The organism is Paenibacillus sinopodophylli, assembly GCF_005930355.1.
Classification (GTDB): domain Bacteria; phylum Bacillota; class Bacilli; order Paenibacillales; family Paenibacillaceae; genus Pristimantibacillus; species Pristimantibacillus sinopodophylli.
Map to the genome: position 1 here is coordinate 222,321 of NZ_VDBO01000005.1, position 13,518 is coordinate 235,838.

A 13,518-nucleotide genomic window follows, 5' to 3' on the forward strand; every position below is an offset into this window, starting at 1 on the left:
ATTGAGCAAAGGCCTCTTTGCTGAGAATTAGCAAATGATTCTCACTAAGGTAGTTTGTGTTGAAAATTATTGCTTGTGATCGGCATTACCGATTTTTTTGCTGTCAGATGACTTTTGGGTGAATATGGCAATGTAGGAAACTTCATCTGAGATCGGATAAAGGAGATGCTCTTCTAATGAATTAAAGTAGAGCGTATCACCTGGGCGAAGGGTGTACTGTGTATTTCCTACTTTGTAATTCATCTCGCCGCTAATCATATAAATGAATTCCTCGCCCTCATGAGCGAATCCATGCTGCCTGACCTCTCCTTTCTTCGCTGTTATGATATAAGGTTGTATCAGCTTATCTCTTCTTTCGCTCGCAAAGGCGAAGAAGGAATAGCCTTTGTCTGTTCTGATCCATTTGCTTCGATCACGATAGTTCTCACTGCTATTAAAAACGGTTGATTGTATGCTTTCCTCTTCAATTAAATCAGAGACTCTTACGCCCAGTGCGCCTGCTATTTTGATTAGCGTAGATACAGGAGGAGTGGATTGCCCGTTCTCGATCTTGGATAGCAGGCTCTTAGTGAATCCGCAATAATTTGCAATTTCTTCTTGTGTTCGTTTTTGTTCCATTCGAATTAACCGAATTCGGTTGCCGATGCTCATGATTCACACGCCCTTTGTTGAATTCCTAATAGCTATAGTACCACAAATAAACAAAGGGGAAAATAATTCAATTAAGTTGTTGTTTATTCAACATAGTTGAATTATAATAAACTCAGATTCATTATTACTCATGCAGTAGGTAGCTGCAAGACGACGGATGCCCGCATACAAGGAGGAACAGAATGGTAAAACCAACTGATTTAAATGAAGAGAATCATGTATTGAATATGGGTTGGGGGAAAATTTCTTGGCTATATGGCGAGGAAATCGATCCGAATGGACAAATGACTTTTGGTATGGTTTATATAAATGCTGGTGAAGAAAATGGACGTCATATCCATCCAAATTGCGAGGAAATTATATTTGTGCTCTCAGGTGAGTGTGATCATTCATTAGGAGATGAACAATTTCATCTAAAACCGGGGATGGCGCTTCGTATTCCACAAGGAGTACCGCATCATGCGAAAGTAACGAGCTGGGAGCCTTGCAAAATGATCATTGCCTACTCGGCTGTCGATAGACAAACGATTGGAGAATAAGGAAGGAAGGTTGAATCCGTGAGTTTCCAATATGCATTCTCTAGACCAACGTCCGGGCATGAGGAAGAAATTGCACTAATAGAAAGCTATCTGCAAGCAGGCTACGCAGGTCTGCAATTGAAATGGAATCAATACACGCCTTATTTGCATAATCCGGAGCAGTTCATTGCGCGCTGGGGACAGCCCGAGGGAATTGCATCTGCATTAATAACCGGAGGAACTCTGCTTGATGATGAAAGTAAGAATCAGCTTCGACAGCTGTACAGTTTTGCAGAGAAGGTTGGCTCGGAGATTATTGTGTATTGTCATGCTATCTCTAGAAAAGACATTCAAAGTGATCAAATAGCCAAATATGCTAGTATTTTTGAGGAGATGGGCAAAGAGGCTAAGCAGCACGGCTTGCAGCTGTCCTTGCACCATCATTATGATCAGCCGCTTATGTATCGGGAGGACTTTGATATTTTCTTTGATGAGATTAAGGATGCTTCATCAGTCGGGCTGACGGTAGATACTGCACATTTGGTTAAATCGGGTATTTATGATGTTGCAGAGGTTATTCGCAGCTTTGCACCCTATATTAATAATTTTCATATGAAAGATTTCGCCCATGGCGATTATCAAATTTTGGGCCATGGAGAAATTGACTTCAAGCCTATTTTCGAGGCAGTCAAGCAAATCGGCTATAACGGCTGGATATCGGCTGATGAGGAAAGTGGCGGGAGCGTCTCACAAGGCTTGCAGGAATGCATAGCATTTATGAAATCAGGACTGGGAGAGTGAATAATATGCGGAAGTTTAAAGTAGGGTTTGTTGGAGCGGGAGCCGTTACTCGGCTGCATCTGAGAGGATATGCCAATCATCAGAATCGTGTTGAAATTGTGGCCATGTGCGATCCGAGCGAAGCAGCAGTGAACGAACGCGCAGATGAATTTGGTATAGCTGGACGTTATACTGACGTGAACGAAATGATTCGGAGCGCAGGCATAGAGGTAGCCGTCGTGTGTACGCCGTCAACCATTCGCCAAAGCGTCATCACACCTCTTCTTCAAGCTGGTATTCCAGTTTTTGTAGAGAAGCCTTTTGCAGATACACTTGCTGAGGCCGAGGCCATAGCGAAAGAAGCTGCAAGCTTGAGCGTTCCTGTTTCGGTTAATCAGAATTTCCGCAGGCATCATAAATTTGAGTTTATTCGAGGTTTAATTGAGGAAGGCGTAATCGGCAAGCTGGAGGGAATTCACTTTGCTTCTATGTTCTATCGACAGGATGCAGGCTGGCGAATTCATACCGAACGCCACGCGATGTCGGTTATGGCCATTCACTGGTTTGACGGCATTCGTAGAATAGCGAATGCGGAAGCCGAATCCATTTATTGCACGACCTATTCCTCCGCTGCGATTGAGTGCTTGGGAGAAACAGATGCTACAGTTCAAATTACATTCGCTAATGGTGTTAAGGCTCATTTCACGCAAAGCTTTTCTAGTCCGCTTGGTAAAGATGATCTGGTTGTACTTGGAAGTGAAGGTGTAATCAGTACGACGAACAACGAAATTAAGTTATATCGCAAGGATCCGTCAGGCCTGCCGAATTGGAATCCCACTCCAGTACAAACTTGGAATGAAGCTTTACCGATTGAAGAAGCGATATTCGATGGACTGGACCAACTGCTCAATTGGATCGAAACAGGCATAGAAGCTGCTAACAGCGCATCTGACAATTTGCATACCGTATCCTTGCTTGATGGCGCGTACCTGTCTGCGAAAGATAATAAGGTTATCACTTTCAATAAGGGACTATTGTAATAGTAGAGTTCTATAATAGATAGATTCAGAGAGGGCGGTGTGCTTAGGCACGCTGCCTTCTTCTTTTTCGTAAAAACGCTACAATATACATTTTATCCACAATAATGGTTATTTTTTCGGTAAGGATAGCTGCCTATTACATTTAACTTAGAAAAAACTTGCAAATAATGTAGAGCGTTTGTACAATGCCATTGACGCTATTAAATTGGAATGTATTCGAATTGGAACGATAAAGGAGAATTACACATGGACGGACAGTTAACTAGTGATTATACAACTACTCAGGTGCTCGATCAGGAGTCGGTACTAACGGCTGTTGAGCAGTCGCTAGCCATGATCGAATTTGATACTCACGGAAAAGTATTGTGGGTGAATGAAAATTTTGCGCAGGCGATGGGTTATCGTTCGGAAGAGATGCTGGGCATGAAGCACAGGCAGTTCTGCTCAGTGGATTTCGTGAACAGCTCGGAGTATGAAATCCTTTGGGATAATTTACGCAGTGGACAGCCTTTTCAGGATAAAATATTAAGAATGGCAAAGGACGGCAGCATGCTTTGGCTCGAGGCGACGTATATGCCGATCCGTGATGCAGATGGCCGCGTTGTGGCCGTATTGAAGATTGCTACGGACATCAATGTTCGTGAGCAAGCGACTGCCAAAATTACAGGTGAATTGCTGGAGATGTCGGAGGAGCTTCTTGGCCGGGCAAAGGACGGAATATCCCAGAGCCATGAAGTGGAGTCTGCAATTGAGAAGGTGGCGGCAGAAGCGAGTGAAAATATGGCCGTGCTGCGCGAGCTAGAGAAGCAAACGGAGCTGATCCGAGGAATTGTGCGGACCATTCGTGATGTCGCTTCTCAGACGAATTTATTAGCTCTGAATGCGGCGATTGAGGCTGCGCATGCAGGTGAGCATGGGCTAGGCTTCAACGTCGTTGCGACAGAGGTCCGCAAGCTTGCTGGACAGGTGCAAGAGGCGACAAAGGAAGTGAATACTTATGTAGAAGGAATTGTTACTCATGTTAAAGAAATAACGAAAGGAACTGTGCAATCACAGTCAGCAGTGATAGAAAGTCAGCAGCGTATTCAACAAGCCGTCAACGAGTTTATGGGTATTGGAGAAGCTGCTGTACAGCTTGATGCTCAGGCCAAAGAGCTTCGGATAACAATGCAGTAAGCGGCCCATCGAGAAGGCTGCCCGTAGGTAGTTTTGTCTACTAAAGGATAGCCTTCTATGCAGTACAATACTCAGCCCATCCCCGATAGATCTTACCTAACCTACCTTATTCTTTAGTCATGGATGCGGTCAGGCCGTATCCAACTCATTTCCTCAAGGTTAAGCATCCTCCAACTCGTAATTAATATCCAAGCTAGCGAGGCATTTCCTGCCAAAGAAAATACGGTAACCCCAGCCATGATCCTCGGCATTGTAGAAGTACAGCACGGGCAACTGCTCGGAGAGATGTAATACTGTATCTGAAACATTGTCGCTTATATCCGTATCATCGGTGAAGAAGACAACCCATTCCTCGTTAAGCTCCTTTATGTAATTCAGCTTGCTCTGGTCTAACTGATCTTTGTAAGCCGTCAGTGTCAGATTCCCAGATGTAAATTCACTCATGAACAGAACCTCTTTTCAATAATAGGCATATAAAATTTCCACTAAATAACAATAGCACGCATTTCATGCAACATAAAGCAGATCGAAAAGAACGATAAGCCTTTTTGTTCATAGCCCCTTTAGCGCAACCTATGCCCGCCAAGAAGCGTCTAATTTCTGGAAGGGTATTTGAGTAGTCAGAGGATAGGGGAATGAACGGTTATGAAGGTAAGGAAATGGACATTTTGGCTGCTGTGTGCAGCTATTTGCATGAGCATTACTGCTCCGCTTGCTCAGGCGGCTGAAGCTTCTTCGGGCATTCGAATTATTTTGGACGGAAAGATGATTGACAGCGATGTAACGCCATACATTATTCCAAAGGTTAATGTAACGATGGTGCCGCTAAGGGTCATCAGTCAAGAGTTGAAGGCGAGCGTCGATTGGAGTCAATCGGATCAGCGAGTTACGATTACAAGCAGCGACGGCAAAACGATTCGAATGGTTAAGGGAGATACGGTCGCGACTGTGAACGGCGATATCGTTAAGCTCGATAATACGGTGCTCGTAACAGCTGGACGAGTGATGGTGCCTTTACGATTCGTCAGCGAAGAGCTTGGTGTTAAGGTGAATTGGAATCAAAGCAATCAGACGATCACACTGCTGACAGCCATCATTGAAGAACCGTCGGGTGGCGTTACACCGCCGATACAAGTTCCTGAACCGCAGCCTGGGCCAGTAACAGAGGCTAGCTTGCGCGGAGCTTGGGTGTCGACGGTGTACAATTTGGACTGGCCATCCGCTTCGTCCTACTTGAACCCTGTGAAGCAGATGGGTGAATTCGTCAGTCTGCTGAATGATTTGCAGGGCATGGGGATGAATGCTGTATTCGTGCAGGTGCGTCCTGCGGCAGATGCGCTGTATCCATCTCATTTGGTCCCTTGGTCCAAATATTTGTCTGGCGTTCAGGGATTAGCCCCTACCTATGATCCGTTGTTCTTTATGATCGAGGAGGCGCATAAACGGGGTATGGAGTTTCATGCTTGGTTCAATCCGTTTCGTGCGAACGTAGACGCCAAGACTGATTCGCTTGCTCCTAATCATGTTGTGAAGGAGCATCCCGATTGGATCGTGAATGCAGGGGGCAAGCTTTATCTTAATCCGGGCATTCCAGAAGCACGCCAGCATATTATGAATACGATTATGGAAGTCGTGAACGGATATGATATAGACGGTGTACATTTGGACGATTATTTCTACCCGTCTAATGTCGCATTTGCCGATGATACCACATTTAAAAATTTCAATTCGGCTAAGCTCAAAACAAAAGCAGATTGGCGAAGAAACAATATTAACGAGTTCGTTCGTCAACTCGGCATTTCTATCCATCTGGCAAATCCTGAACTGGAATACGGAATAAGTCCCTTCGGCGTATGGCGGAATATAGCTGTAGACAAGACAGGCTCCGATACGAAAGCAGGCATTACCGCCTACGACGATATGTATGCAGATGTTCGGACATGGATCAAGCAGGGGTGGATCGATTATGTAACGCCTCAAATCTATTGGAGCTTATCCTTTACTGCCGCGCGTTATGATAAGCTGGTAGATTGGTGGGTACAGGAAGTGAATGGAACCGATGTTGATCTATACATTGGCCATTCGCCCTATAAGCTGGGAACGAAGGAAGCCGGCTGGCAAAGTGCGCAGGAGCTCATTAATCAACTGGAATACAACAAGAAATATGCGGAAGTGAAGGGCGATGTATTTTTTAGCGCGAAGGATCTCCGGAAAAATGTATTAGGCATCACGGATACGCTTAGGACGTATTATGCGGGGCAATCCAAATAATGACCTGTTCATTCATTTATGCGTTTGATAGAATACATTGAAAGCGTTGATGAGGGAAGGTAGGTTGTTCACCAAATGCCCGTAGGGGCTTGGAGGAAGGACTATGCCACTGACCGCTGCTGCTTTCAGGCCTCCAGTAATGGAGAGGGATGACGTATACGCAAAAGTCCTTTTGATGGCTGCCATCAAAAGGACTTTTTAACGTTCTTATTCTTTTTCCTTGTCTTCGTTAAACCAAAGCGGGTCATCATTTTCGACTTCACCGTTATAGTTAATTAGAATCTCTTCTCCTGCCGATATGTCAGTATAGGCAAAAAAATCTACAGTATGATTGTCGAAATTCAAATCATAGTAGGCATTAGGCGTGTAGGAATGATTAAAGAGCAGGCCGTATCCAAGCAGGATGGCCGTATGGTTCTCGCCATATGCGAACACATAATCCGCAATCAGCGTTTTCTCGATATGTTCATACTGTTCATTAGGGAATGGAATGACGGGTGCCTCGTGGAACAACGTTCCTTTGGCGATATCACGCCTTGCAAATACGCCTCTATTCAATTCACCGTCGCTGAGCGTAGAAGTTTTTACTTCAATCATATTCGTCACCTGCACGTTCTATTAGTCTAAGAGGCATTCTTCGTAAGAAAGAAACCTGCTCACCTTAGGTAATATAACAAGATAATGAGGAAATAGCCAGTCGTGAAGGGATATTCCTAATGAGTAACACGGATGCGCCCGATTTGAATATGAGTCTAAAGCAATGATTGTCATATAAAAAAAGAAGCAAGAGGGGGAAATACCGTGGATCATCTTCATGGTTCGCATGATTCAACATTGGTGGTGGTTTCTTATATTGTTGCCGTCGTAGCTTCCTATACGGTACTCGTTATGGTAGAGAGATTAAGCATGGCCAAGGGGCTGCAAAGATGGGGCTGGCTCTTGTTCGGCTCTATTGCGATGGGGATGGGAATATGGTCGATGCATTTCGTTGGCATGCTCGCATTTTCTTTGCCCGAACCGGTCAGCTATGATCTGCGCATCGTACTGGTTTCGGTCTTGGCGGCCATTGCGGGTTCGTTTGTTGCGTTAGTTATTGTTGGGCGTTCACACCCCAAGTTGTCACATATAGTGACAGGCGGCGTGCTGCTCGCATCGGGAATATCAGCCATGCATTATATTGGAATGGCGGCGATGCGAATCGATATTGACTATAATCCTTTGTATTTTACCCTTTCAATCGCAATCGCAGTCGCTGCGTCTATTATAGCGTTGTGGCTCGCCATATATTTCCGCAAGGATAAAGGGAGTACTGGTGAGTGGTTGAAGCTCGGCAGCGCACTGCTCATGGGTGCTGCCATTGCCGGCATGCATTACACGGGAATGACGGGAGCTGAGTTCCATGAAATGGATACCTCGGCTACGGCTGCCGGCATCCTACTAAACCAGAAGTGGCTGGCTTACTACATATCAACAGGAACACTCGTTACGCTGGCATTATCGATCATCGGTATTTATATTTCGAAAAAGTTCGCACATAAGGATTCGGAGCTTCAACAAAAGTCGGACGAGATATATTTGATGAACCAAGAGCTGCGTCAATTGAATGAGCATCTGGAGGATCTCGTAGCTGTAAGAACGGAACAGCTTGCGAAGGCCCATGATGAGGCCATTCAGGCTAATCTGATCAAGAGCCAATTTCTGGCAAACATGAGCCATGAATTGCGTACGCCGCTTAATGCCATCATTGGGTACAGCGAGATGCTTCAGGAGGAAGCGGAGGAGCTGGGTGAAGCTTCGTTCGTAGATGATTTGACCAAAATCAGCAAAGCGGGCAATCATCTGCTTGCTCTAATCAACGATATTTTGGATATTTCCAAAATTGAGGCTGGCAAGATGGAGCTTCATCTGGAGACAAGCAGCTTGCCGGACTTGATTCAGGACGTCTTGACGACGATTGGACCGTTGATCCAGGGGAAGGGCAATCAGCTTGAAACGGTATGCGAGGAAGACGGACTAATTGAAGCGGATGTCACAAAGCTGAGGCAAATTCTAATTAATCTGCTTAGCAACGCCAATAAGTTCACTGAGGCCGGTTCGATTAGGTTCGAGGTGTACAAAGAGTCCAAGGGAGAGCAGTTGGGTTATGCTTTCCGCGTTCGTGATACGGGTATCGGTATGACGCCTGCTCAGCTAGCAAAGCTGTTCCAGCCTTTTACGCAAGCAGATGCTTCTACTACGCGCAAATATGGCGGCACCGGTCTCGGCCTTGCGATCAGCCAGCGCTTCAGCCAAATTATGGGCGGAGATATTCAGGTAGAAAGTGAATTCGGAGAAGGAACGACCTTCACTTGTTGGCTGCCCAGCTCGTCTCCTAGCGAGGCGGTGAACTTGCCGCTTCTTATGAAGGAGATCGCAGCACAATCAGAGGATTTGTCCGGACAAGTAAGCATTTTGCTTATTGACGATGAAGCGTTCAACCGAGAGCTTATGCAGCGGTATCTCGCCAAAACAGGCTGGAAGCTGGCATTCGCGGACAACGGTATGGAAGGAATAGAGCTGGCCCGAAAGCTGAAGCCTAAGGTCATTTGCCTGGATATTCTGATGCCGAGCATGGATGGATGGAGTGTGCTGGGCGCACTTAAGAGTGATCCTGAGCTCGCAGATATACCCGTTGTCATCTGGTCAATGACGAGTGACAGGAAGCTTGGATATACACTTGGCGCAGCTGAGTTTCTGATGAAGCCGGTGCAGAGGGAACAGCTCGTCACGGTGATGGACAAATACGTTGTCAACCGCGAGCAGCATTCGATTCTGGTTATTGAGGATGATACGTCTGCAAGCGAACTTGTTGCAAGAGTGCTTCGCAAAGAAGGCTATACCGTCACAGAAGCCGGCAATGGCGTAGTGGCTTTGGCCTGCATGGCTAGGGAAGCGCCGGCGCTCATCCTGCTTGATCTGATGATGCCGGAGATGGATGGATTCGAATTCATTGAAGAGCTGCGAAAGCAGGAGGAGTGGAGAAGAATCCCGATTGTCGTTATAACGGCGAAGAGCATTACACCAGAGGACCAGTTGAAGCTGAACGGGTATGTGAAAAACATCGTTCAGAAAGGTGCTTTCGATCCACAGTCCTTGTTGGCGGAAATTAGGCCGTATCTTTCTTAAGAAGCAATAGTCATCAAGGATAGACTACATAGCGGACTTTCTAAGCTGGATTGGAGAAATAAATGTTTACAGAGCTCAAAGATGTGAAGCATGCTTTAACGGCATTGGAACTATCATCGATTATTTCGATAACGGATCATAACGGAATTATTACCTATGCAAATGACTATTTCTGTGATATTTCCAAGTTTGATCGGAATGAAATCATTGGCAATAGCCATAAAGTGATCAGTTCCGGTTTTCATGATGCTGACCACTTTAAAGATTTGTGGGATACTCTGGGCCGTAAACAGGTCTGGAAAGGCGAAATGAAAAATCGCGCTAAAGATGGAAGCGAATTCTGGATAAGCATGTCGGTTATACCGCTTGCGAATGATGCTGAGGAAGTCTATCAATATGTGTCCATAGGGAAAGATATAACGGCTCGCAAGCAAAATGAGAATACGCTGCTCAAGACGATGGAAAATTTGCATGACATCGAGAATGCACTGGATGCTTCGTCTATCGTTGCCATTACAGATGATAAGGGTGTCATCACCTATGTAAACGAAAAATTTTGCGAGATTTCGATGTATGACCGTGAAGAGTTGCTAGGGAAAACACATCGGATTATTAATTCGGGCTTTCATCCGAAAACCTTCTTTACAGACATGTGGAGTACGATAAAGCGGGGCCATGTGTGGAGAGGCGAGGTTAAAAACCGGGCGAAGGATGGCAGCGAATATTGGATGCATACGACGATTGTACCTTTTCTCGATGACGAGCATAAACCGCGGCAATTTATTGCGATACGTACCGATATTACAGATAGGGTGAGGGCAGAGACCGATCTTGCCGAGCGCACGAAGCAGCTTGCGAAAGCGCATGACGAAGCCATTCAAGCCAATCGGATTAAAAGTCAATTTCTAGCGAATATGAGCCATGAACTGCGTACGCCGCTCAATGCGATAATTGGTTACAGCGAAATGCTGCAGGAGGAAGCGGAAGAGCTTAACGAGTCTTTCTTTGCGGAGGATCTAGCCAAAATTAATAAAGCGGGCAATCATCTTCTCGCTTTAATCAATGATATATTGGACATTTCCAAAATTGAGGCGGGCAAGATGGAGCTTCATCTGGAAGCATACAGCGTGCCTGATCTAATTCAGGATGTCTTGACTACCATTCGGCCGCTGGTAGAAGGGAAGGGCAATCACCTTGAAACGGTTTGCAACGAAGACGGGTTAATTACTTCCGATGTGACGAAGCTCCGGCAAATTCTCATCAACCTGCTTAGCAATGCCAACAAGTTTACAGATGCCGGCTCGATAAAGCTTGAGGTTTACAAGGAATATAGAGAGCAGCGAATGGGCTATGGCTTCCGAATTCAGGATACAGGAATCGGCATGACGCAGGATCAGATCGCGAAGTTATTTCAGCCCTTTACGCAGGCAGATGCCTCAACGACACGGAAATATGGTGGAACCGGCCTTGGACTTGCAATCAGCCAGCGATTTAGTCAAATCATGGGCGGAGACATACGGGTAGAAAGCGAATTTGGTGCAGGTACGACATTTACATGCTGGCTGCCGAGTGTTCCCACTGATGAAGTGCAGGATTAACGAAACCACGGAGAGGACGAGCATCAATAGATGAATCGTGGATAGCAAGCGAGAGATGGACGGCTTTGCATGTACGAATGAGCTTAGAAATCAGGAGGAGCTATATGTATACGATATTATTGGTAGAAGACAATGAAATGAACCGGGATATGCTGAGTCGGAGGCTGATCCGCAAAGGATATAAGGTCATTACGGCCAATGACGGACAGCAAGGTGTTGATCTGGCGGGGTCGGATCGTCCCGATCTCATTCTGATGGACATGAGCCTGCCAATTATGGACGGGTGGGAAGCTACGCGCACTCTCAAAAGCTCTGAGGAGCTGAAGGCCATTCCCGTCATAGCGCTGACTGCGCATGCGATGGCCGGAGATGAAGCGAAAGCTTACGAGGCAGGTTGCGATGACTTCGATACGAAGCCGGTCGTACTTGAGAGATTGCTAAGTAAAATGAACAACCTGTTAGGCAATGAATGAACTGATTTGAATTGAACAGAACTGAACGGAGGACGAACATGGCCGAATATACTCCGAGCCAAGCGAAAATTTTAATTGTGGATGATCAGGAATACAATATCAGCTTGCTGGAACGTATCCTTGGAAGAGCGGGATTTGTACATATACACAGCACGGAGGACCCGCATCAAATTTTACAGCTGCTGAAGGACATTGATCCGGATATTATTTTGCTGGATTTGCATATGCCGGGAATGGATGGCATTCAGGCGTTGAAGCTCATTCGGGAGCAAACGGGACCTGATAACTATTTGCCTGTTCTCATGCTTACTGCGGATGTGACGCCGAAAGCAAGGCAAGAAGGCTTACAAGCAGGCGTAAACGATTTTTTGACAAAGCCCTATGATCGGACGGAGGTTATTCTGCGCATTAATAATTTATTAAAGACGCGTGACCTTCACAGGCAGCTGCAATTCACCAATGCACTTCTGGAGGAACGGGTTCAGCAGCGGACCGAGCAATTGCAGCAGGCTCAGTATGAAATTCTCGAGTTGTTCGGACGTGCTGCAGAGTACCGCGACGATATGACAGGGATGCACACGCAGCGAGTAGGGAAGCTATCGAAGCGTATAGCCATCCGTTTAGGACTATCCGAGCAGCAGAGCGAGCTCATTGCCATGGCTGCTCCTCTGCACGATATTGGGAAAATAGGCATACCCGATCAAATTTTATTGAAGCCGGGGCGCTTCGAGCCGGAAGAGTTCGAACAAATGAAGCTGCATACAACGATCGGCGCGAGTATTCTAGAGGGAAGTTCTTTTGATGTGATTAAGATGGCAGAGACCATTACGAGATCACACCATGAGAAATGGGACGGAACCGGGTATCCGCAAGGTCTCAGCGGGGAAGCTATTCCCGTTGAAGCGCGTATCGTTGCGCTGGCTGATTTCTATGATGCGCTTACGCATGAGAGACCTTACAAGAAGGCTTGGACATCGCTTGAGGCGATTCAGGAGGTTGAGGTGCAAAGAGGAAAACATTTCGACCCGTCAATAGTAGAGGCTTTTCTCTATGAGGTCGGCCAGTCTGAAGGTTAAAGACTCATTCTAAATAAAGGGATTTAGTTTCCATTTCCCAATGACACCCTACGATCGCAGGTTTGCCCTTCGCTTGTCACCACAGGAACGACCTTCTTAGGTGTTTCATATTCTGCTTGAGGGGTAATACATGAGAGGGCTGTAAATCCCATGTGATTCCTTGCAGCCGAACAGCAGAGAGGGGAGCTGAAAAACTTGAAAAAGAAAATGTGGAGTCATATGATTATGTCTTTCGCACTCGTTATGGCTTTAGGTGCTTGCAGCACGAATGCTGAAAATACGCCAAGCGAAACGAGCAGCGATAACATGCAATCAGAAGCGGTGAATACGGAGATTAACGGTGCTACGAATGCACCCGTGAGTGAAAAGGAAACGAACGAGGCTTTGGCAGCTGGAGAAGAGAAGGTTCCAGCGTCTTTGCCCAAGGATTTCCCGCTGCCGCAGGATGTGGAGATTACGACCGCACATTCCTCAGAGACGGATGGGAAGAAATCTGTTCTGCTGATCTTTTCCACGAAGGAGAGCATGGCTGACGTTTCGAAGCTGTACAAAGATTATTTCGACGCACAGAAGCTGGATGAGGCAGGCCAGACCATTGACGATAACAATCTTATTATCCAAGGCATGAATATGGAGAAGAAGCATAGCTGGTCTATGATTGGTGGTCCTTTAGCTTCTCCCCAAGAAGATATTATTCAGCTTACGGTTACATGGGCTGAGATATAAGACTGACTCATATCCGAATTCGAATGACGAAGACCGACGCTCCT

Annotated in this window: 13 protein-coding genes; 10 read left to right on the top strand and 3 right to left on the bottom strand. The window is 46.1% G+C overall.

Annotated elements, in window-relative coordinates; all coding sequences use genetic code 11:
- Positions 1-66: 66 nt before the first annotated feature.
- Positions 67-651 (bottom strand): helix-turn-helix domain-containing protein, encoded by a 585-nt coding sequence (locus FGT79_RS19940; protein ID WP_138754583.1) that lies wholly within the window; start codon positions 649-651, stop codon positions 67-69.
- A gap of 182 nt (positions 652-833) precedes the next feature.
- Here FGT79_RS19940 and FGT79_RS19945 point away from each other — a divergent pair, with 182 nt between their 5' ends.
- From FGT79_RS19945 to FGT79_RS19960, 4 genes are all read left to right on the top strand, one after another.
- Entirely contained in the window at positions 834-1,190 is a 357-nt protein-coding gene (locus tag FGT79_RS19945) for a cupin domain-containing protein (protein ID WP_138754584.1), read from the top strand.
- An 18-nt stretch (positions 1,191-1,208) separates the two neighbouring features.
- On the top strand, positions 1,209-1,970 hold the full coding sequence (locus FGT79_RS19950; protein WP_138754585.1) for a sugar phosphate isomerase/epimerase family protein: 762 nt from the start codon (positions 1,209-1,211) through the stop codon (positions 1,968-1,970).
- A 5-nt stretch (positions 1,971-1,975) separates the two neighbouring features.
- Entirely contained in the window at positions 1,976-2,989 is a 1,014-nt protein-coding gene (locus FGT79_RS19955) for a Gfo/Idh/MocA family protein (protein WP_138754586.1), read from the top strand.
- A 246-nt stretch (positions 2,990-3,235) separates the two neighbouring features.
- On the top strand, positions 3,236-4,165 hold the full coding sequence (locus FGT79_RS19960) for a methyl-accepting chemotaxis protein (protein WP_138754587.1): 930 nt from the start codon (positions 3,236-3,238) through the stop codon (positions 4,163-4,165).
- Between the two features lie 159 nt (positions 4,166-4,324).
- On the opposite strand, the gene FGT79_RS19965 is transcribed toward FGT79_RS19960, so the two are convergent.
- Positions 4,325-4,609, bottom strand: coding sequence for a hypothetical protein (locus FGT79_RS19965; protein WP_138754588.1), 285 nt, complete (start codon positions 4,607-4,609; stop codon positions 4,325-4,327).
- Positions 4,610-4,810: 201 nt separating this feature from the next.
- Here FGT79_RS19965 and FGT79_RS19970 point away from each other — a divergent pair, with 201 nt between their 5' ends.
- A complete protein-coding gene (locus tag FGT79_RS19970; RefSeq protein ID WP_138754589.1) occupies positions 4,811-6,436 on the top strand; it encodes a family 10 glycosylhydrolase in 1,626 nt (541 codons plus the stop codon).
- 207 nt (positions 6,437-6,643) lie between these two features.
- On the opposite strand, the gene FGT79_RS19975 is transcribed toward FGT79_RS19970, so the two are convergent.
- Positions 6,644-7,033, bottom strand: a complete 390-nt coding sequence (locus FGT79_RS19975; protein WP_138754590.1) for an SET domain-containing protein — start codon at positions 7,031-7,033, stop codon at positions 6,644-6,646.
- Between the two features lie 204 nt (positions 7,034-7,237).
- Between FGT79_RS19975 and FGT79_RS19980 the strand changes: the two genes are divergently transcribed.
- The 5 genes from FGT79_RS19980 (at position 7,238) to FGT79_RS20000 (ending at position 13,474) form a co-directional block, all read left to right on the top strand.
- Positions 7,238-9,601, top strand: a complete 2,364-nt coding sequence (locus tag FGT79_RS19980) for an MHYT domain-containing protein (RefSeq protein WP_138754591.1) — start codon at positions 7,238-7,240, stop codon at positions 9,599-9,601.
- 62 nt (positions 9,602-9,663) lie between these two features.
- The gene (locus tag FGT79_RS31645) at positions 9,664-11,199 is read left to right on the top strand and encodes a PAS domain-containing sensor histidine kinase (protein WP_212758614.1); all 1,536 of its coding nucleotides are present in this window, start codon (positions 9,664-9,666) and stop codon (positions 11,197-11,199) included.
- A 104-nt stretch (positions 11,200-11,303) separates the two neighbouring features.
- On the top strand, positions 11,304-11,672 hold the full coding sequence (locus tag FGT79_RS19990; protein WP_138754592.1) for a response regulator: 369 nt from the start codon (positions 11,304-11,306) through the stop codon (positions 11,670-11,672).
- A 38-nt stretch (positions 11,673-11,710) separates the two neighbouring features.
- Entirely contained in the window at positions 11,711-12,748 is a 1,038-nt protein-coding gene (locus FGT79_RS19995) for an HD-GYP domain-containing protein (RefSeq protein ID WP_138754593.1), read from the top strand.
- A gap of 195 nt (positions 12,749-12,943) precedes the next feature.
- Positions 12,944-13,474 (top strand): hypothetical protein, encoded by a 531-nt coding sequence (locus FGT79_RS20000; protein ID WP_138754594.1) that lies wholly within the window; start codon positions 12,944-12,946, stop codon positions 13,472-13,474.
- The last annotated feature ends 44 nt before the right edge of the window (positions 13,475-13,518 follow it).

Excerpts from the sequence above, each read along its gene's own strand:
- FGT79_RS19960 (WP_138754587.1), top strand. The coding sequence starts at position 3,236 with ATGGACGGACAGTTAACTAGTGATTATACAACTACTCAGGTGCTCGAT.
- FGT79_RS19990 (WP_138754592.1), top strand. The coding sequence starts at position 11,304 with ATGTATACGATATTATTGGTAGAAGACAATGAAATGAACCGGGATATG.
- FGT79_RS19955 (WP_138754586.1), top strand. The coding sequence starts at position 1,976 with ATGCGGAAGTTTAAAGTAGGGTTTGTTGGAGCGGGAGCCGTTACTCGG.
- FGT79_RS19940 (WP_138754583.1), bottom strand. The coding sequence starts at position 651 with ATGAGCATCGGCAACCGAATTCGGTTAATTCGAATGGAACAAAAACGA.
- FGT79_RS19970 (WP_138754589.1), top strand. The coding sequence starts at position 4,811 with ATGAAGGTAAGGAAATGGACATTTTGGCTGCTGTGTGCAGCTATTTGC.
- FGT79_RS19995 (WP_138754593.1), top strand. The coding sequence starts at position 11,711 with ATGGCCGAATATACTCCGAGCCAAGCGAAAATTTTAATTGTGGATGAT.
- FGT79_RS19975 (WP_138754590.1), bottom strand. The coding sequence starts at position 7,033 with ATGATTGAAGTAAAAACTTCTACGCTCAGCGACGGTGAATTGAATAGA.
- FGT79_RS19965 (WP_138754588.1), bottom strand. The coding sequence starts at position 4,609 with ATGAGTGAATTTACATCTGGGAATCTGACACTGACGGCTTACAAAGAT.
- FGT79_RS31645 (WP_212758614.1), top strand. The coding sequence starts at position 9,664 with ATGTTTACAGAGCTCAAAGATGTGAAGCATGCTTTAACGGCATTGGAA.
- FGT79_RS19945 (WP_138754584.1), top strand. The coding sequence starts at position 834 with ATGGTAAAACCAACTGATTTAAATGAAGAGAATCATGTATTGAATATG.